Annotated in this window: 17 protein-coding genes and 1 pseudogene; 5 read left to right on the top strand and 13 right to left on the bottom strand. The window is 28.0% G+C overall.

Translation table 11 applies throughout. The annotated features are described in order from the left end of the window. Positions 1-7: 7 nt before the first annotated feature. Both HMPREF0216_RS11385 and nifJ read right to left on the bottom strand, forming a co-directional pair. Positions 8-598, bottom strand: a complete 591-nt coding sequence (locus HMPREF0216_RS11385) for a metallophosphoesterase (RefSeq protein ID WP_005214396.1) — start codon at positions 596-598, stop codon at positions 8-10. Between the two features lie 124 nt (positions 599-722). Next, positions 723-4259, bottom strand: coding sequence for a pyruvate:ferredoxin (flavodoxin) oxidoreductase (gene nifJ / locus HMPREF0216_RS11390; RefSeq protein WP_005214398.1), 3537 nt, complete (start codon positions 4257-4259; stop codon positions 723-725). A 321-nt stretch (positions 4260-4580) separates the two neighbouring features. Between nifJ and HMPREF0216_RS11395 the strand changes: the two genes are divergently transcribed. From HMPREF0216_RS11395 to HMPREF0216_RS18150, 3 genes are all read left to right on the top strand, one after another. Further along, positions 4581-4979, top strand: coding sequence for a winged helix-turn-helix transcriptional regulator (locus HMPREF0216_RS11395; RefSeq protein WP_005214400.1), 399 nt, complete (start codon positions 4581-4583; stop codon positions 4977-4979). 133 nt (positions 4980-5112) lie between these two features. Next, positions 5113-5886: an FprA family A-type flavoprotein gene (locus HMPREF0216_RS18145; RefSeq protein ID WP_005214401.1), complete on the top strand. Its 774-nt coding sequence runs from the start codon at positions 5113-5115 to the stop codon at positions 5884-5886. A gap of 62 nt (positions 5887-5948) precedes the next feature. Further along, positions 5949-6323 (top strand): flavodoxin domain-containing protein, encoded by a 375-nt coding sequence (locus HMPREF0216_RS18150; RefSeq protein ID WP_341349491.1) that lies wholly within the window; start codon positions 5949-5951, stop codon positions 6321-6323. 59 nt (positions 6324-6382) lie between these two features. Here HMPREF0216_RS18150 and HMPREF0216_RS11405 read toward each other — a convergent pair whose 3' ends face one another. The 10 genes and pseudogenes from HMPREF0216_RS11405 to HMPREF0216_RS11445 all read right to left on the bottom strand — a co-directional run bounded on the left by HMPREF0216_RS11405 (position 6383) and on the right by HMPREF0216_RS11445 (position 18289). Continuing rightward, positions 6383-8812, bottom strand: a complete 2430-nt coding sequence (locus tag HMPREF0216_RS11405; RefSeq protein ID WP_005214404.1) for a cation-translocating P-type ATPase — start codon at positions 8810-8812, stop codon at positions 6383-6385. A 43-nt stretch (positions 8813-8855) separates the two neighbouring features. Beyond that, the gene (locus HMPREF0216_RS18155; protein ID WP_005214405.1) at positions 8856-9020 is read right to left on the bottom strand and encodes a cation-transporting P-type ATPase; all 165 of its coding nucleotides are present in this window, start codon (positions 9018-9020) and stop codon (positions 8856-8858) included. 212 nt (positions 9021-9232) lie between these two features. Then, a complete protein-coding gene (locus HMPREF0216_RS11410; protein WP_005214413.1) occupies positions 9233-10834 on the bottom strand; it encodes an ABC1 kinase family protein in 1602 nt (533 codons plus the stop codon). Between the two features lie 93 nt (positions 10835-10927). After that, the gene (locus HMPREF0216_RS11415) at positions 10928-11257 is read right to left on the bottom strand and encodes a phasin family protein (RefSeq protein ID WP_005214415.1); all 330 of its coding nucleotides are present in this window, start codon (positions 11255-11257) and stop codon (positions 10928-10930) included. Positions 11258-11424: 167 nt separating this feature from the next. Then, positions 11425-13722: a bifunctional glutamate--cysteine ligase GshA/glutathione synthetase GshB gene (gene gshAB / locus HMPREF0216_RS11420; protein ID WP_005214417.1), complete on the bottom strand. Its 2298-nt coding sequence runs from the start codon at positions 13720-13722 to the stop codon at positions 11425-11427. Further along, the gene (locus tag HMPREF0216_RS11425) at positions 13706-15031 is read right to left on the bottom strand and encodes an MATE family efflux transporter (RefSeq protein WP_040419784.1); all 1326 of its coding nucleotides are present in this window, start codon (positions 15029-15031) and stop codon (positions 13706-13708) included. The genes gshAB and HMPREF0216_RS11425 overlap by 17 nt, the downstream gene beginning before the upstream one ends. Before the next feature lie 84 nt (positions 15032-15115). Then, positions 15116-15418, bottom strand: a pseudogene (locus HMPREF0216_RS11430) (ArsR/SmtB family transcription factor). 93 nt (positions 15419-15511) lie between these two features. After that, positions 15512-16069 carry a hypothetical protein gene (locus HMPREF0216_RS11435; RefSeq protein WP_040419790.1) on the bottom strand — a complete coding sequence of 186 codons (558 nt, stop codon included), beginning with the start codon at positions 16067-16069 and terminating at the stop codon, positions 15512-15514. A 203-nt stretch (positions 16070-16272) separates the two neighbouring features. Further along, positions 16273-16968 (bottom strand): Yae1 family protein, encoded by a 696-nt coding sequence (locus tag HMPREF0216_RS16385; protein ID WP_005214425.1) that lies wholly within the window; start codon positions 16966-16968, stop codon positions 16273-16275. 127 nt (positions 16969-17095) lie between these two features. Then, entirely contained in the window at positions 17096-18289 is a 1194-nt protein-coding gene (locus tag HMPREF0216_RS11445; protein ID WP_005214426.1) for an alanyl-tRNA editing protein, read from the bottom strand. 654 nt (positions 18290-18943) lie between these two features. Here HMPREF0216_RS11445 and HMPREF0216_RS17935 point away from each other — a divergent pair. Beyond that, the gene (locus HMPREF0216_RS17935; protein ID WP_423219174.1) at positions 18944-19867 is read left to right on the top strand and encodes a 3D domain-containing protein; all 924 of its coding nucleotides are present in this window, start codon (positions 18944-18946) and stop codon (positions 19865-19867) included. A 291-nt stretch (positions 19868-20158) separates the two neighbouring features. Here the strand turns inward: HMPREF0216_RS17935 and HMPREF0216_RS11455 are convergent, their stop codons facing one another. Then, on the bottom strand, positions 20159-20797 hold the full coding sequence (locus tag HMPREF0216_RS11455) for a lactate utilization protein (protein ID WP_005214428.1): 639 nt from the start codon (positions 20795-20797) through the stop codon (positions 20159-20161). A gap of 145 nt (positions 20798-20942) precedes the next feature. Between HMPREF0216_RS11455 and HMPREF0216_RS11460 the strand changes: the two genes are divergently transcribed. Continuing rightward, positions 20943-21509 carry an NUDIX hydrolase gene (locus HMPREF0216_RS11460; RefSeq protein WP_005214429.1) on the top strand — a complete coding sequence of 189 codons (567 nt, stop codon included), beginning with the start codon at positions 20943-20945 and terminating at the stop codon, positions 21507-21509. Positions 21510-21522: the final 13 nt, after the last annotated feature.

Consider the following 21522-nt stretch of genomic DNA (forward strand, 5'->3'; position numbering starts at 1 on the left):
TTGTTTTTTACACAAATCTATCTACTCTCCCTGACAATACTATTTTTAATCCATTTTTATTATCTAATTCTTTAAAAAGCTTATGAGCATCTTTATAAATATACTTACTCTTTGCTTTATGATTAATAAATTCTCCTCTATCAATTCTTTCTTCAACTAATCCTAAAATATTAATCTTCTCATTATGGATATCAATAGATATTATTTCATTTTCTAATACATATATTTTTTCTTTTTTCAATTTATAAATTATCTCTTCTAATGCTTCACATCTCATTTCATTATTACCTGGTATATAAAAAACCGCTGTATATTTGTTTAAATCTCCTAAAAATCTAACTATTTTATCTATATTCTTCATATTAGAATCTATTATATCACCTGTGGCTACTACAAAATCTGGATTATTTGATAAAATACTTTTATATAACCTTTTGTTATTTTTACCAAACTCTTTGCTATGTAAATCAGAAATTTGTACCATTCTTATACTATTTTTTATATTGCAATTTATTTTTATTTTACTAGTATCTATACAATTATTTTCAAAATAAAAAAATCCATATGCTAATGCAGCTATTGAAATTACTCCTATCATAAATATACTCCTATATATATTCTTTAAATAATTTTATCTCATTAATTATAACCTTGCAATTAAAAAGAGAGTTATCTTAAATGATATATTCTTCATTTAAGAATAACTCTCTTAATATCTTATATTATTGTTCAGCTAATTTCTTTAAATCAGCATATTTTTGTCTAGCATGTTCTTCAGCCATTTGGAATAACTCTTCCGCTTGTTCTGGGAATTGTTTAGCTATTGCTGAATATCTTACTTGATCCATTATGAAGTCTCTGAAGCTTCCTTGTGGTTCTTTAGAGTCTAAGCTTAATGGGTTCTTTCCTTGCTCTTTTAATTCTGGATTGAATCTATATAGATGCCAGTATCCAGCCTTAACTGCTTCATCCATGTTTCTTATAGAGAATCCCATTCCCTTCTTTAATCCATGGCTGATACAAGTTGCATATGCAATAATGATTGATGGTCCATTGTGAGCTTCTGCTTCAAGCATAGCCTTAACAACTTGATTCTTATCTGCTCCTATAGCAACTTGTGCTACATAAACATTTCCATAAGACATCATCATTCTTCCTAAATCTTTTTTCTTAGTCTTCTTACCAGAAGCTGCAAGTTTTGCCATAGCTGCTACTGGAGTTGATTTAGAAGATTGTCCCCCTGTATTTGAGTAAATTTCTGTATCAAATACTAATACATTTACGTCTTGTCCAGATGCTAATACATGATCAAGTCCACCGTATCCGATATCGTAAGCCCAACCGTCTCCTCCAAGGATCCATTGAGATCTCTTAACTAAGTAATCAGCTCTTTCTTTAATTTCTTCAATTAAAGCTTTTGCTTCTTCATTTGTAATATTATTATTTTCTAATATAGCTTCAACTTCTCTTGAATAAACCTTAGACATTTCTCCATTATTCATATTTCCTAACCAGTTAGTAAATACTGTTTTATATTCTTCTGCTATATCCATAGAAATTAATTGTTCCATATTTGAAGCTATTTTCTTTCTCATTTGTTCTGCTGCTAAGAACATACCATATCCAAATTCAGCATTATCTTCAAATAATGAATTTGCCCAAGCTGGACCTTTACCTTCATGGTTCTTAGTATATGGTGTTGATGGCGCTGAACCTCCCCATATAGATGAACATCCTGTTGCATTAGCAATCATCATTCTATCACCAAATAATTGAGTAACTAACTTAATATATGGAGTTTCACCACAACCAGCACATGCTCCTGAGAACTCTATAAGTGGTTGTTTAAATTGACTATCTTTAACTGTTTTACCTGCAGTTAAATGTTCTTTGTTTGATACTTCTTTTGATACCGCAAAGTCCCAATTTGCAACTTCTTTTTCTACTTGAGTTCCAAGTGGCTTCATTTCTAACGCTTTACCTGGTGCTGGACAAATGTCAACACAGTTATTACATCCAGTACAATCTAATGTACTTACTTGAATTCTATAGTGTAATCCTGCTAAAGTTTTACCTGTAGCCTTTTTAACTTCAAATCCTTCTGGTGCCTTAGCTAATTCCTCATCATTTACTAGAACTGGTCTAATACAAGCATGTGGGCATACAAAAGCACATTGGTTACATTGAATACATTTTGACATATTCCATTCTGGAACATCTGTTGCAACACCTCTTTTTTCATATGCTGCAGTTCCTGCTGGGAATGTACCATCTTCCATTCCATTGAATGCACTTACAGGTAATTTGTCCCCTTCTAAAGCATTCATTGGTTGCATTATATTCTTAACAAAATCTGTAACTTCTTTAGTTTCTACTTTTGGTGCATCAACAGCAGTTTTCCATGATTCAGGTACATTAACTTTAACTAATGAATTCATACCAGCCTCAACAGCTTCGTAATTCATGTTAACAACCTTATCACCTTTCTTGCCATATGCCTTCTTAATAGAAGCTTTTAAGTATTCTTTAGCCTCTTCCTCTGGGATAATTTCTGCCAATTTAAAGAATGCAGATTGCATTATCATATTAATTCTTCTACCTAATCCAATTTCAGATGCTAACTTAGTTGCATTAACAGTATAGAAGTTTACTTCATTTTCAGCTATGTATTTTTTCATTCTAGCTGGTAATTTTCTATCTAATTCTTCTTCGTTCCAAATAGTATTTAATACGAAGTTTCCACCTTTTTTAAGTCCTTTTAATAAATCATATTGATTTACATAAGCTTGTACATGGCATCCTATATAATCAGCTTCATCAATAAGGTAAGTTGATCTTATTGGTGTATCTCCAAATCTTAAGTGAGACATAGTAGCTCCACCTGATTTCTTTGAGTCATATGCAAAATAAGCTTGTACGTATTTAGCCGTATTTTCACCGATAATCTTTATAGCTTGCTTATTAGCACCAACAGTACCATCTGAACCTAATCCCCAGAACTTACATCTAACTGTTCCTGGTGTAGAAATTCTTAATTCATCTTCTACTGGAATTGAAGTGAAAGTAACATCATCTTCGATACCAACTGTAAAGAAGTTTTTAGAATCTTCTTTCTTTAAGTTATCAAATACAGCTTTAATATCTGATGGAGTAACGTCTTTTGATGCTAATCCATAACGTCCACCAACTATCTTAGGTGCATTTTCTTTTCCATAGAATGCTGAACATACATCTAAGTATAATGGTTCACCATTTGATCCTGGTTCCTTAGTTCTATCAATTACACAAATCTTTTCTACTGTTTGTGGTATAACCTTTAATAAATGCTCTACTGAGAATGGTCTGAATAAGTGTACTTTAACTAATCCGTACTTTTCTCCTCTCGCATTTAATTCATCAATTGTTTCTTCAATTGCTTCTGTAACAGAACCCATAGCAACAATTATTTCTTTAGCATCTTCTGCTCCGTAATAATTGAATAATCCATAGTTTCTTCCTGTTCTCTTACTCATTTCTCCCATGTACTCTTCAACTATTGGGATTATGTTATTGTAGAACTTATTTGAAGCTTCTCTAGTTTGGAAGTATATATCTGAATTTTGAGCAGTACCTCTTGTAACTGGATTGTTTGGAGTTAATGCTCTATTTCTAAATTCTTTTAATGCTTCTCTATCAATCATTTCTGCATAATCTTCATAATCTAAAACTTCTACTTTTTGAATTTCATGTGATGTTCTAAATCCATCAAAGAAGTTTATAAAAGGTAATCTTCCTTTAATAGCAGAAAGGTGAGATACTGGTGCTAAATCTGCTACTTCTTGAACTGAACCAGCAGCAAGCATTACACATCCTGTCATTCTTGCAGACATTACATCTTGGTGATCTCCAAATATTGATAATGCTTGAGAAGCTAAAGCTCTAGCACTTACATGGAATACACCTGGTAATAATTCTCCTGCTACCTTATACATGTTTGGTAACATAAGTAATAACCCTTGTGATGCTGTAAATGTAGTAGTTAATGCTCCAGCTTGAAGTGAACCGTGGAATGTACCAGCAGCCCCTGCTTCTGATTGCATTTCTACAACACTAACAGTTTGTCCAAAAATATTTTTTCTTCCTTGTGCTGACCATTCATCAACAACTTCTGCCATTGTAGTAGATGGAGTAATTGGATAAATTGCAGCTACATCTGTAAACGCATATGCTACGTGAGCTGCAGCAGTATTACCATCTATAGTCATCATTTTCTTTGCCATGATAATTTACCTTCTTTCCTCATAAGTTTTAAATAATAATAATTATCTTATAGTAACTATTATAATACTTACTTTTATTTTTTCTAGTATTTTTCTTTATATTTTTTAATACTATATATTAATTAATATCTTAAATATTTACAATGTCAACTAACGCTTTAAATTTTACCCTCTATATATCATATATACAAGTAGGCACTTTTTTTATATATAGTATCTTTTTTGATACTATGGTATCTTTTTTGATACTATGGTATTATAATAATAAAATACTAAATAATAACTTAAACTACATAAGATAATATAAGGAGATATCCCTTTATGAAAACAGAACTTTTACTTAATAAAGAATGTGTGCTAGATGATTCCCTATCATTTCATAGCCAATGTCATATAAAACATCGTTGTGCTAAATATGAAACATGCCCAATGATTATTTTTCAAAAAATAATCTCTGGAAAATGGAAAATACTAATATTATGGTATTTAAGTAGTGGTCCTTTAAGATTTAGTGATTTAAAAAGAAAATTACCTAATACTACTCAAAAAATGTTAACTAATCAACTTCGTAGTTTAGAAGAGGATAAATTAATTTATAGAAAAATCTATGCTGAAGTTCCACCTCATGTTGAATATGGATTAACTGATATAGGAAAAAAAATAGTTCCTCTTTTAGAAGCTATGTATAAATACGGAATAGAATATTCTTATCATAATTAGTAAAACCTAAAACAAGCTAAAAAATCCTTAGTTTGTTTTTATTTTAACTTGTTTATTGACAATAGTTATTAATAAATTATAATTATTTATATAAAGTATTTTAAATATTTTTCTTGAAGGAGATTTTTTTAATATGGTGAACTCATTTAAAATAACTGATGATTTATTTTGGGTTGGTGCCCTTGACCCTAACTTAAGAATTTTTGATATCATTATGGAAACAAAGTTTGGTACATCTTATAATTCTTATATTTTAAAAGGTACTGAAGGTATTGCATTATTTGAAACAGTAAAAGAAAAATTCTTTGATGAACATTTAGATAAAGTACGTAATGTAGTAAATCCAGAAGATATTACTTACGTAGTAGTTAATCATACTGAACCAGACCATGCTGGATCAGTAGCTAAAATTCTTGATTATGCACCTAATGCAACAGTTGTAGGTAGTACTCTTGCAATTAAATATCTTAGCAATATAATTAACAGACCATTCAAAAGCAAGGCTGTTAAAGATGGTGAAACTTTATCATTAGGTAATAAAACTCTTAAATTTATAAGTGTTCCTCAATTACACTGGCCTGATACAATGTATACTTATGTAATTGAAGACGAAACACTTGTTACTTGTGATTCTTTTGGAGCTCATTATAGTGATCCATGCATATTAAAGAGTTCTTTACCAGAATCAAAAGAAGATGATTATGTAGAAGCATATAATTACTACTTTAGAATGATAATGGGACCATTCAAACCATTTGTATTAAAAGCTTTAGATAAAATTAAGGACTTAAACTTAAGCTATATTTGTCCTGGTCACGGTCTTGTTTTAGATAAATCAAATATAGATAAATATATGGATTTATATAGAGATTGGTGTGTTGAAGTTAAAGAGAAAAACCTAGCATAGTTATTCCGTACGTAACTGCTTATGGTTATACAGAAATTATAGCTAATGATATCAAGAGAGGAATTGAAGCTGCTAACGATAATGTAGATGTACTTATGTATAACTTAGTTGACGCTGACTTAAGTAAGGTCGCTGCTGATATTAATGAATGTAGCGGATTATTAGTTGGTTCTCCTACTTTACTATGTGATGCTCTACCTCAAATCTATACTTTACTTGCTTCTGTAAACCCAGTTATTCATAAAGGTTTACCAGCAAGCTGTTTTGGTTCTTACGGTTGGAGTGGTGAAGCTTTAAAGAATATAAACGAGAGATTTAAACAACTTAAATTAAATGTTGTTTCTGAACCTTTAGGAATAGTATTTAAACCTAGTGAAGATGAATCTGAAAAAGCATTTAACTTTGGTTATGATTTTGCTAAAAAAGTTTTAAATTAATATATATTATTATATATTAAAATGAGCTGTTAAAATTAACAGCTCATTTTATATTTTAATTAATTTCTATTTTTTATTATAAACTTAATTAAATCCATTATTAATGCTGAAAGTAATGCCAAACCTAAACATATTCCAAATTGCAATAATCCAAATGTATTAGGTATTGCAAATATTCCCCTTACTCCTGGTATAAGAACAACACAATATAACAATAAACATATTCCTATTGCTCCTATAACATACTTATTTTTAAATAACCCTAATTTTAAAATAGGTATATAATCTGATCTTGCTGGTAATGTTTGAAATATTCTAGCTAAAGTCACTGTTGAAAATGCCATAGATGTACCTAATTCAGGAGATATTAAATCCCCTATATATTGTGATGATATTACCACAACTCCTATAATAATACCTCTAACTAAGACTGCTTGCCATGTACCACCTGCAAGTATACCTTCATTTACATCCCTAGGCTTTTCTTTCATTATATTAGGTTCTGCCATTTCTAAACCTAGAGCAATAGCAGGAAGTGAATCATTAATAAGATTTATAAATAATAATTGTAATGCAGTAAATGGATTAGGCCAATTTACAAACACAGCAAAAATTATTGCTATAATGGCTCCTAAATTTCCTGCAAAAAGATATGTTATTGATTTTTTTATATTACTATATACAGTTCTTCCAACTTCAATGGCAGCAACTATTGTTGCAAAGTTATCATCAGTTAATATCATAGCTGAAGCATCTTTAGCTACATCAGTTCCACTTCCCATACCTATTCCTATATTAGCCTGTTTAAGTGCTGGCGCATCATTTACTCCATCACCAGTCATAGCTGTAATACAACCTTTCTTTTGCCAAGCCTTTACTATTCTTATTTTATTTTCTGGAGATACTCTTGCATAAACACTTATATGTTCTAATTCTTTATCTAATTCTAGTTCACTTAAATCATCTAATTCTTTACCAGTTAATGCTTTATCACCATCTTTCATTATACCTATGTCTTTAGCGATTGCTGCTGCTGTAGTTTTATGATCTCCAGTAATCATTATTGTTTTTATTCCAGCACCAATAGCTTCTTTTACTGCATCATAAACTTGTTCTCTTGGAGGATCTATCATTGCCATAACACCTACTAATGTCATATCTACTTCATCTTCAAGACAAGGAACAAAATTTTCATCTGGAACATCTTTTATAGCAAAAGCTAAGACCCTTAATGCCTTATTTGAAAATTCTTCATTTTTTTCTCTATATTTATTCTTAATTTCTTCTGTAATATTAATCTCTTCTCCATCATTTAAAGCCTTTGATGAACGTGCAAAAACAACATCTGGTGCTCCTTTAGTAAACATAATTGCATTGCCATTTATAGCATTTACTGTAGACATAAGCTTTCTATCTGAATCAAATGGAATTTCATTTAATCTATCATATTTTTCACGTATTTCTTTATAATCAATTCCTCTTTTAGTTGCAAATCTAAGTAATGCTACTTCTGTTGGATCACCAATCTCCTTACCTGTATTTGTTATTTCTGAATCATTACATAAGGTTGAACCTAAATTTATGGCTTCTACTTGTTCCTTGGTATCACCATCAACCCTATTTTCTATTACCTCATATTTATTAACTCCATACATATAAAAATCAACAACTGTCATTTTATTTTGAGTTAATGTTCCTGTTTTATCGGTACAAATTACACTTGTAGAACCCAACGTTTCAACAGCAGGCAACTTTCTAATAATTGCTTGTCTTTTAGCCATATCTTTAGTTCCAACTGCAAGTACTATTGTAACTATTGATGATAATGCCTCTGGTATAGCTGCAACTGCAACTGCTATAGCAAACATAAAAGAATCAAATATTAGAGATTTAAAATTATTTCCTGCAAAATATCCTCTAACTACCTGTATTCCAAAAATAACTGCTGCGAGAATCATTATAATTATTCCTAATTTTTTGCCAAAGTCGTCTAATTTTTGTTGAAGAGGTGTTTGTTTACTTCCTGCACTTTCTAAAAGCGTAGCTACTTTTCCTACTTCAGTATTCATTCCTGTAGCTGTAACTACCAATGTGCCTCTACCATAAACTACAGTTGCACCGCTAAAGACCATATTTCTTTGATCTCCAATAGCAACTTCTTCTTCAATTCTATCTGTATGCTTAAGAACAGCTTCAGCTTCTCCTGTAAGCATTCCCTCTACTACCTTTAAGGTTTGTGCTTCTATAAGTCTTCCATCTGCTGGTATATAATCTCCCGCTTCTAAAAATACTATATCACCAACAACTAATTCTTTAACGGGTATTGTTGATTTTTTACCATTTCTAATTACCTTTGCATTAGGTGATGATAATTTTTTTAAGCTATCTAAAGAACTTTCCGCCTTTCTCGTTTGAGTAACACCTAAAACTGCATTTAGAATTACTACAACAAATATAATTAATGATTCAACGAATTCACCTAAAAACATTTGTACTATAGCTGCAATAAGTAAAATTATTACTAATGGATCTTTAAAGTTCTTCTAAAAACATCTTCCATATAGGTGTTTTTTCACCTTCTTTAAGTTCATTATAACCATATTTATTTAATCTATTTTTAGCTTCCTCCTCCGAAATTCCATTAATACTACTATCTACTTCTTTTAATACATCAGTATACTCCTTCTTATAAAGCATATAATTACCCCTTTACTCTTTAGTTTAACTCTTCTTAGATATAGTATTTCTTTTTATCCCTATTTCTATTAATTTTAAATAATTATGTTTTTATAAAAACATAGTCATATTTAGTTATAACATTGTATTTACACAACATTTAAAACTAAATATGACTAAACATTCTTATTTCAAATTTTTATATAAGCTTCAAAATAAATTCTTTAATATTATTACTTAAGACTTCCTGATCTAATTATTGAAATTAATAACCAAATTCCAAATATAGCAGATAAAAAATATCCCCCTATTCCAATTACCGATACCCCATAAATTCTCGGTTCTGGATTTGAATTTATAATGATAGATGATGCAATTAACATACCTCCTACAACTAAAGAAAAGGCTAATCTATTAACCATCTTATTTAAACTATTCATATATTTATTAGTTTCATCAACTTTAACATTTAAGCTAAGTCTTCCACTTGCTAAAGTATCCGTTAATTCCATTATCTTAGCTGGCATTCTAATCAAATTTTTAGATATTCCATATGATTTAAATAAAATGTCATCGAAACTGAACTTTGAAAGTAAATATTGCTTATGAATATCCTTAACATATGTTATTACTAAAGTAATTATGTTAGTTTCAGGAGATAATTCTGCAACTATTCCTTCTACCATAATCATACATCTAATAAGTAATATAAATTCACTTGGTAATCTTAAATTATTATTCTTAGCAATTTCCATTACTTCTTGAAGTAATAACGATAGTTTTATATTTTTAAGTGACATAGAAACATAACTTTTAAAAATATAATTTATATCTTCATATAGCTTATTTCTATTTATTTTACCTGATTTTATTGCTATTCCTATAATAAAATCTGTAATTTTATTAATATCTTCACTTGCTAACCCATCTATTGCATTATTTAATCCATCTTTAAGTTCTTTTGATAACTCTCCAACTATTCCAAAGTCTATAAAACATATTTTTCCTTCAGAAATTAGTATATTACCTGGATGTGGATCACCATGAAAAAATCCATCTTTAAGAATTTGCTTAAAATATGATAATGCTAGCTTTTTGGCGATATCCTCTTTATCATATCCTAAAGCTTCTATTGCATATCTATCATTTATTTTAAATCCACTTATATTTTCTAAAGTTAATACTCTTTCTTTTGATAATTCCTCTACAATATATGGTGCATAAATACATGAAATATCTTTATTTAGTTCTTTAAATTTTTTTATATTATTGGCTTCTAAATTGAAATTCAATTCTCTTTCTGTTGACTTTTTTATTTCAATTAATGCCTCCTTAGGATCCATGATAGTATCCTTAAGCAACCATCTAAATTTTTCGCTTAAATCTATTAATATCTCAAAGTCTTTATACATCTTTTCTTTTATATTAGGTCTCTGAATCTTTATTACAACTCTATTACCATTTTTTAATATCCCGCTGTAAACTTGTGCTATTGAAGCTGATGCTAATGGATTTTTATCTATCTTTAAAAAAACATCCTCTAAATTTTTTGAGAATTCGTTATAAAAAACATTATTCATTTCTTCAAAACTCTCACTTGGAACATCATCTTGTAATTTTGATAATTCATTTAGATATATATCATTAATTAAATCTGGTCTTGTACTCAACACTTGCCCTATTTTAATAAAAGTTGGACCTAATTCTTCAAACGCTTTACGAAGGTTTATAGGGGATTTCTTTTCTTCTTTATTCTTTTTATCAACTATATATTCAAATCCATAGTTTGCAAAAACCTTTATTATTTCCATTACTCTATTATTAGAATTCCCCATATCTTAACCTTCCTCTTTATATAAATTATAAGTTGCTACTTTCAAAATATTAAAAATATACTTCTTCTTATATTATTATTTTAAAATTACTTCCTATTCTTTATTATTAAGTTGTTTTTCTAAACTATATACCCTTGCCTTTAATATTTCATATTCATCTCTAGTTACGTAATTATATGAATCTATTTTTATATCGCTATTTTCTTTATGAATTTTATTTGTATTTCCCAATGTATCTTTATTTGAAAGCTTCGCTGATTTTTCCTTAAAACTTCTCTTTAATTCATCTCCTAACTCTTTCCCCTCTTCTACAGTTATTTTCCCTTTCTTAACCAATTCATCTATAAGATCTACTGCCTTATCATACGTAGTTGCAACTGCCCCTACTCCAAATAACATAACTTTTTTTAATTCATCCATCATTTTTAAAACTCCTTTAACTATATTCTATTAATGATATTATTCCATTTTATTGAAATTATACTCATATTTATTGTTGCTATTCAATTCTATTACTTTTATTTATATTTAATTACTAATAAAAAGGCTAGTAAATAAAATTTTTACTAGCCTTTTTATAGTGGTTTATATTAAATTAATTCTAATAACTTCAATACTTCTATTGCAATCTTTCTTTCTTTGCCTTTATATGGATAAGAGTGTATATGAATTGCAGGATTAAAATTCAACTCTATTATTGCATAATTAGTGTTTTCATCTCTATAATCTTCAAGCATCATATCTACACCACATATTTTAGCACCAGCTGCTTTTGCAGCTAAAACTGCAATTTCTTTAAATTTTTCTGGTATATCATCAGTGTAATCTATACTATCTCCACCAGTGCTTATATTAGAGTTTTCTCTTAGGTATACAACTTCGTTAAGTAATGGTATATAATCAAAATCCTTCCCTTGCTGTTTCAAGAAAAGTTTAGCATTTTCCTCTAGATTTATTTTTTCAAGTGGTGTTACATATCCCTTACCTCTTAAAGGATCTTGATTTTTGATTTCTACTAATTCCCTTATAGACTTTTCTCCATCACCTATAACATTTGCTGGCACTCTATGAAGAATTCCAACCACTTTATCATCTATAACTAAAAATCTATATTCTTTTCCCTTAATAAATTCCTCAATTAACACCGTATTATCATGTTTAAACGCTAATTCAAAAGCTCGAATGATATCTTCTAAAGTTGCACCTTGTGGGAAAATATTTATTCCTATTCCAAAATTAGTACTTTTAGGTTTAATAACAATAGGTTTATTTACATAATTTTTTGCCATAAGCTTTGCTTCTTCTAAACTATTAAACTCATAGCCATTTGGTACCTTTACTCCCTTTTCTTCCAATACCCTCTTTGTAACAGTCTTATTTTCCATGATTAAAACTGACACATAAGTATCCTTTGAAGTTTTAGTCGCTTGTTTAACATACTCAATTTTATTATCTTTTTTTAGTGAAATAAAATTTTCACTTCTATCAACTATATTTACATTAATTCCTCTTTTAATAGCTTCCTTCATTAATATTTGAGTAGATAATTCTAAATCTTCATAGCCTTCAAGCTTAAATCTATTATTATAAGCATTTTTCTTATATTCATTAGCTAAAGTAATAAAGGATTCAATATATCCATTTTCTTCAATTAATTTAGTTACTTTATAAGCATATGTCAACTTACTATCTTTAACTTTTTTTATCATATTGCTTATAACATCTTCTTTACCTAAAGATAGTTCATTATTTATATACATAATCTCATTTAATATTTCTAATCCTAAAGATTCTCTACTTTTTAATAAACCATCACTTTTTAAGTTAACATCTTCTAATCCATTAATGGCAATTATTTGTTGATTTTCTAATGCCTCTTCTTGCCAATTTTTATAATCACTTTCCTCCTTAACTAATAAGAAAATATTAAATATTTGTAAGAATTTCAAATCATCTAATGCTATTCCACCCTTTTCAAAAGGATTAACATCTATACTTCTATATTCTAAATATTTTATCCCGTCATTAAGTAAAGATGTTGTAAAACTCTTTGTATCACTTGGCTTTAATCTAACTTGACTATAAAGTTCCTTATGACTTTCTATTATTCCATCTTCAATATAGTTAGCTATGCTTTCTAAATATGCTCCTATAGTATTATAGCTTGGAAATAGATCTATTTTATTCTTATATCCACATTTACCATTTCTATGAGATATAGCCCCTATACTACTATATCCAGCATTAGAAACCTTTTTTAGTGGACATTTGCATCCATCTATAAAACTTTCATGTACAACTGGTGCTGCTCCCAATAAATAAACAATTAACCATCTATATCTTAAATAATTTCTTGCAACTTTTAAGTAAATATTATTTTTAAACTCCTTATAACTAAGATTTTCATTGCTATTTTCATATAACCTTTTAATTATATTTTCATCAAAAGAAAAGTTATAATGAATTCCTGATATAAGTTGCTTTTTACCACCATATTTTTTAAGTAAATTTTCTCTATACTCCTCTGATGCTTTATTATCTTCACTATACTTAGCAACTGGTATTTTCTCATCTTCTGGTATTATACATGGCATTGACTGTGGCCATAAATACTCATCTCCAATCTCCATGGCAGCTATATCATAAAGTGCCCTTGTAAAATTATAGGTTTCTTCTATATTATCAAAAGCTGGTGTTATAACTTCTATTTGACTTTCTGAAAAATCAGTAGTTATATACGAATTATTTGCTTTATCTCCAAACTCCTCAGAGTGTAATGTCATAGCCAACTTCCCATCATTATCAACCCTTAAAGTCTCTCTTTCTATACCATAATTACCTTTAAGTATTTCATTTGATATAAATAAATTTTTAATCTTTTCTAACATATAAGTCTCTCCTTACCTTTATTGCATATATTAAATACGCTGCACTCCCCTTTAAAATACTTGATATTGCTATACTCCACCATATACCGTTTATTTTAAAATATTTCATTAATACTAATGCCATTGGAATTCTAAGTACTGTAAAAACTATACTTATAATAGCTGGTATTTTAGGCTTTCCTAGTCCAGTAAAAAATCCATTAGATACCATTTCTACAGTACTAAATGCTTGAGAAAATGCAACTGCTTGTAAATACCCATATGCAATTACAATAGTATCTTTTTCTCTTATAAATAGCCTTATAATTGGCGCTTTAAAAAATATAAATATAATTGACATAATTATAGAGTATGTAATCCCAATTAATAGGGCTGTATTATAACCTTTTATTATTCTATCAAATTTTTTAGCTCCAAAGTTTTGACCAGTAAAACTTGATATAGCTCCATTTAATCCTCCAATAACCATATATGTTATAGATTCAATTTGAAGACCTATCTTTTGAGCTGCTATAGCATCTGAACCAAATATAGCTATAATCTTTGCTAAAATAATATTTACAAGAGTAAATAAAATTCTTTGAAATGCCATTGGAAATCCTAATCTTATTATTTCCTTAGATTTATTTAAATCTATTCCTAACTTTTTATCATACTTTAATATTCCATTTGATTTAATTTTATATAAAATAAACATTGCTATATTTGCTATTAATGTAGCTATCGCAGCTCCTAGTACTCCAAATTTTAATATATATATAAATATTGGATCTAAAAGTATATTAATTATAATACCAGTAGCATTTATTTTCAGAGTTTCACTATTGTTTCCAAAACTTCCGAATATCCTAGAATATAAAAAATTAAAAAAAGAAAAGAATAATATTGGACCATTTAGTGCTAAATAATAATACGCATCTCTTTCTACAGTGGGATTATTAATATTTAAAAAATTTATGAAATTTTTTCCTAAAAAAATTAAAATCAATGCATACAATATAGCTATTACTAAATTAATGAATATTCCTGTATTTATATATTTTTTAACTTCAACTTTTTCTTTTTTGCCAATTTCAAGAGATACCTTAATTCCAGTTCCTATAACAACTAGTGAATTTATAGCATATCCTAATCCCACAAAAAAACTTGATGACCCTATACTTGCAACTGCATTGCTTCCTAAACCACCAACCCATAGCATGTCTATTAGATTATATGTAAATTGAAGCAATGAACTTCCCATAATTGGTAAAGCCAAAGCTGTAAGAACCGAAACAACCTTTCCTTGTGTTAAATCAACTTTTTTCATTATTCCTCCATTAATTAATTTTAAAGTAAAATCCACATAAAATAATAGGAATGTTAAAAACATTCCATATTCTAAAATAATTATTTATTGTTCGCCTTCACAAAGTTCTTTTTTAGAAATCAAATCATTTAAAAATGAAACAATTTTATTACAATTATTTATATTTTAACTATAATAATTCCATGTGCCTTTTTTTCTTGATATTACTAATCCACAATCAATAAGCACCTTCATATGATGTGATAACGTTGGCTGGGTTAAATTAAAATGTTCTAACAACTTACAGGCACATTGTTCTTCTGAAGATAATAGTTTTATTATTTTAATTCTATTAGAATCGCTAAGTGCTTTAAATACCTTTGAACTTACATCATATTCATTTTCCATTGCTTCCTCCTATATAGATAGTTATCTATATATTAATTTATTCTATATTTTTTAAATTGTCAAATTATAAATCTATATTTTACCTCACACTTATTACTCTAATATCAATTTTCCAGTAACACTTGATCCATTTTCTAACCTAAAACTCTTTTTAACTTTTTCATCTTTAAAAAATACATTTCCTTCAACTCTAAAGTTATCAAAAATTACATCACTTGCTTCTATATACATATTTCCTACATAAATTCCATCTTTTAAGATAGTATGATTACTTTTTATAATAAGTTTGGGAGAAGTTATAGTATAATTTGCATTATCATAACTAAAATTCAATCTTCTTTTTACTACCCTAACCTTATGTTTTTCGGTAGTATCGGTAATTAAAAAATCTCCTTCCATTACGAGATCATTATTAGCTGTTATATTATTTTTTATTGTTACGCTATAATTTTCTTTAAGCCCTGTTGTTAATTCATCTTCATTGGTTACTAGATATGTATCTCCCTGTACATCTGCTATTTTATTATTTTCTATATTATCTATTTCTTCTAATTCATCAATCTCTTTATTAACATCATTTTTTCTCTCAAAACATCCATAGCTTATTGTTGCATATATTAATATTAAAATTACAAAAAGCACTCTTTTCATAGCTACAACTCCTAACAATTCTATTAAAATATACAATAGTATTTATTTTAGTTTTTCTCTATTAATTTCAAATTATTCCTGAAACATCGCTTATATAAATTAAAAATCCAGTAAATATGAACTGCTTCTTTCATAATAGTAACAGTCCTATTATTTAACTGCTTACTATAACAGAAACATATCATATTTCACTGGATTATCTTTTACCTACATTTTTTTTGTCCTCTCAAAGCATACTTAAATCCACATTTAAATCCTACTTTTCTTCCCTCTTCATATCCTGCTTTATATGCTGATTCCCTACCTGATTCATCTCCCTCTTCTTTACCTACTACAAATCCTTTTTTATATCCTAATTCATATCCTCTTCTGCGACCTCTTTCAAATCCTTCCCTAAATCCTACTTTCTTTCCTTCTTCGAATCCTTCTCTATATCCTGCTTTCTTTCCTTTTTCAAATCCTTCTCTATATCCAATACTTCTACCCTCTTCAATACCGTCTTCTTTTCCACAACGATATCCTAGCTTTTTACCGGCTAAAAAAGCATCTCTTAATTCATCACATGTACATCCTTCTTTTTCTCTAGGTCCTTCACACCTAAAATCATCTTCACGATCTTTTTCTGATCTACACTCATCTTCATCTTCGTATTCACACTCTTCTTGATTACAATCTTCATCATAATTAAATTCTTCTTCATTATCATAATCATCTTCTGTATCATATATCTTTTGTTCATTATCCTCTTCTTTATAATAACTATATTCAATATATGCATTATCATCTACTTGCGCTTCTTCAACTGTCCCTAAATTTTCTGATTCCATATCTTTTGATTCCATATCTTCTGAATCCATATCTTCCTCTGGATCAAATTGGTCAAAAAATCTTTCGTCCATAATTTTATATCTCCTTTGAATATTTTATTCATAATTCATTATATGAAGATTAAAAACAAGTGTTATTCTTTACACTATAAATTTTACTTTTTCACCAATCTTAGACCTTATCTATTCTACTCTGTGATTATTTTTCAAATTTTCCAGCTGCATAATCCATTACACTTTCTAAGTTACTACAATTTTTTCCTGCTCCTTGTGCTTTAAATTGACTTCCTCCTCCTCTTCCGTCAATTAAAGTTATAGCATCTTTTAATAAATCATTCATAGATATATCTTTTAAATTATTGGAACTTGCAAAAATTAAATTTGCTCTATCTTCAAATTTTACAGCAAATAAAACTACTACATTTTCTTTTTGAACTAACTTATCTGCAATTTTAGTTAAGTGCTTAATATCACCATTTTCATATATCTTTTTAATTATAGAAATACCTTTTACCACTTTTGCATTTTCAAGCATTTCTTTAATTTGATACTCTCCTATTTCCATTTTAATTCTTCTATTTTCATCTAATATATTTTTTAAATCATTTGTAATATTTATTATAGTATTCTTTGCATCATTCTCTCCACAATTTAAGAATTTACATATTGCATTTCTAAAATCATATTTATTAAAATAATCATTAACTGCTCTTGTTCCTGCTAAATACTCTATTCTAGTATTTCCCTTATGTTTTTCCCATCTTATAATCTTTATTGCTTGCAAATCTAAAGTTCTACTTGGATGAACTCCACAACAAGCATTAATATCTAATTCACCTATTTTTACAATTCTAATCTGTTCATCTGTATTAGGTAGATCTCTTCTTAAATCAAGCTTTTTAAGTTCTTTCTTAGATGGTGTTAAAAAATCAACTTTTATATTTTCTTTAATTATTTCATTAGCTCGTATCTCAGCTTTTCTTATAGTTTCCTCATCTAAATATCCTTTAATATCAACTGTACTAACTTCCTTACCCACATGTACGCTAACTGTGTTAGCATTAAACATAGTGAAAAAACACCCTGATAATACGTGTTGTCCTAGATGTTGTTGCATTCCATCTAATCTTCTCTCCCAATCAATTTTACATTTTACTCTATGTATTTTTATTGGCTTTGTCTCAGTAACATGGTAAATAACACCCTTTTCTTCATATACATCAATAACCTTATGATTATCAATATATCCCAAATCACAATGTTGTCCTCCTCCACCTGGGAAAAAAGCACTTCTATCTAATTCAATATGAAAATTATTTTCCTTTTGTATTATATTAGTTATTTCAGCTGTAAACTCTTTCAAATATTGATCTTCATAATAAAGTTTTTCCATAATAATTAATCCTCCTCATTTATAACGACATTTCATCGTTAAATCCTTTTATTTTTAATTTATATATTTAATCAATTAAATTAAACTTATATATTTATATAAGTTTCCAGTAAATAAAAGGATGTTTTCTATTTTATTCTAAATTTTATATTACATATAATAATAATTCAACTTTTATATTTTCATCCACTCACCTTCCATTATTTGCAAAATATTCAAAAGTTGTGTTATAATTGTGTTTATTAACATCTATATTATTCTAATTTTTTCCTATTATTTGTTTTTTTCACTCTATTTTATATGTATTTTTAACACTTATAAGTAATATATAGGCAAAAAATTTGACATACAAACAATATTTATAGTATATACTATGTAAATGCAATTATTATTTTTAGGAGGTGCATTTTTCTGTTTAAGAAAATAATATCTTCTGGTGTTATAATATCACTTTTACTTTCAAGCGTAGATCCTATAATTGCTTACGCTGATACACCAGAATCGACAATCGAAGAAAATAAAGCTAAATATCAAGAACTTAACAGTAAAATAATAGAGTTAAATTCTGAAGTTGCATCATTAAATATTGAAATAGAACAACTTAATGCTAAGCTAGACGAAAATAAAAATGAAATTTCTACTATAAATGATGAAATTGATTCAACAGAAGCTGAACTTGAACAAACCAAATTAGATATTGAATCTGGACAAAAAGTATTAGATAACAGAGTTAGATCAATGTATAAAAGTAATATGTCTTCTAACATTATCTTAAGTATACTAACTTCAACAAGCTTATCTGATTTTGTTTCTAGAGTTCAATCTATATCAAGATTAGTTACTGTTGATAAAGAAATTTTGACTGATATTAACGAAAAAAAGGACAAGCTAAATGATTCTATAGAAAGACTTAATTCAAAAGAACAAGATTTAAGAAACCTTAAACTATCTATAGAAAATGATTTAGAAAAAATTACAGAGATTCAAAAATCTCAAGAAGAAGCATTAGAAGAGTTAAATAGTCAAAAAGATTCTGTTGCTGCAATAATAGAAGAAAATGAAAATCAATTAATTTCTCATTCATTATCTATAATTAATTCATCTACTTCTACTTCAGAACTTCAAAATGCAATAGATACATTAAATCTACTATTACCTCAATTAAGTAGCTCTAATGTTATTTCTAAAGCTAATGATGCAATTTATAATGCCAATTTAAAGATTGAAGAACTCAATACTATTGTAGTAGATAAACCTGTAATAGGCGAAAACATGGGTACATCTAAAAAGACTTTTACTATGGAAGCTACAGCTTATACAGGTGGTGGAATAACTGCTATGGGGTTACCCGTTGTTAGAGATCCTAATGGATTAAGTACAATTGCCGTAGATAAATCCATTATTCCTTTAGGATCTAAAGTTTATGTTTCAGGTTATGGTGTTGCAATTGCTTCAGATACAGGGGGAGCTATTAAAGGAAATATTATTGATGTTTACTTAAATACTTATGAAGAGTGTGTCCAATGGGGTAGAAGAACTGTTACCGTTGATATACTAGCATACCCTGGCGAATGGTAATAGCCAGATTTTGATTCTAAAAGTTCATGATATTATCTTCAGAAACTAATATAATTTTGCTAAGAATTTTAAAGCTGATTATAAATGTTCCTTATGATAATATCATGATTTTTTTATATAACCTATTTTTCAATAACTTTGAAAAATATCATAATAGTTAATGTTTTTACTAAAGTTAGTTGGTCGCTATATAATAGAGCATTATCTATCTTATGCTTATCTACAATAAATTTAAATCTACATAAAAAAATAGTATATAAATAAAAGACGTACTTCTTATAATTTAACTTTTTAGTATCCTAAATCTTCATTTATAAAAATTACATAAATTCTATTTGGTACAGGTCTTTTTATAACTGTATATTCTCTACAAATTCTATCTTCACTTTTGCAATCTATACACTTTCCAAGCTTTACACATGGAGTTTTTTTGTTTAATCTCATAGCATTAGCTGGAGCAACACAGTTTTTAACTCTTGAAATAGCCTCATTAATATCTTTAACAATTTTATTTACACCAGCAATTACTATTACCTTATCTGGTCCATACAGCATTGCAGCCACTCTATTACCATTTCCATCTACATTATATAATTCTCCATCTTCTGTTATAGCATTACTGCTTGTAAAATATGCATCACAAAAGAAGCTCTCTCTAAATATGTTTTTTATTTCCTCTTTACTTAAACCAACCTTATATCTGTCTAAAAAATCATATCTTTCACTTCTTAAATGATCTATAATGCCATACTCAAATAACGTCATAGATCCACCACAACTTATCTTGCTACCTTCTTTAACTAATTCATCTATTTTGTCAATAAGCTCTTCCCTTGTATTAACTAAGAAACCTTCCATATTATTTTTTCTTAAAGCTTCAATTGTTCTATTAATTTTAAGTTCATTTACTAATCTTTTATTTTTATCCATTTTTACTCCTTAAAATCTTATTTTTCCATAATTGTATCATAAATATATAATACATTTCTAATCTTTATTTAATTATGATATTATTAGACTATACACTATATTGTACCAACTCTTTAACAAATGTCATAACGAAAGGATTTTTATTATGAATTGGATTGAAAAAATAAAAGAATATATACCTTATAATGAACAAGAACATAGTGACAAAGCTTTAATAGTTAATTGTATTGACAAATATGACAACATTTTATCTCGTGAAAATACACTTGCTCATATAACTAGCTCCGGCTATATAGTAAATAAAAATAGAACAAAAGTTTTAATGATTTATCATAATATTTATCAAAGTTGGGCTTGGACAGGTGGTCATGCTGATGGTGATTGTGATTTACTTCATGTAGCTATTAAAGAGGCAAAAGAAGAAACTGGTTTAAAAAATGTAACTCCTGTATTAGATGATATCTTTGGTTTAGATGTTCTTACTGTTAATGGTCATATAAAAAGAGGACAATATGTTTCATCACATTTACATTTATCTATTGCTTATCTTTTAGAAGCTGATGAGGATGATTTGCTTATTGTAAATGAAGAAGAAACTAGCGGGGTTAAATGGTTACCAATTAATGAACTTCACATTCATTGCAATGAACCTTACATAGTTAAATCTGTATATGACAAATTTAATAAAAAAATTAAAGAGCTGAATTTATAAAACTCAGCTCTTT

This window comes from Clostridium celatum DSM 1785 (assembly GCF_000320405.1).
Lineage (GTDB): Bacteria > Bacillota > Clostridia > Clostridiales > Clostridiaceae > Clostridium > Clostridium celatum.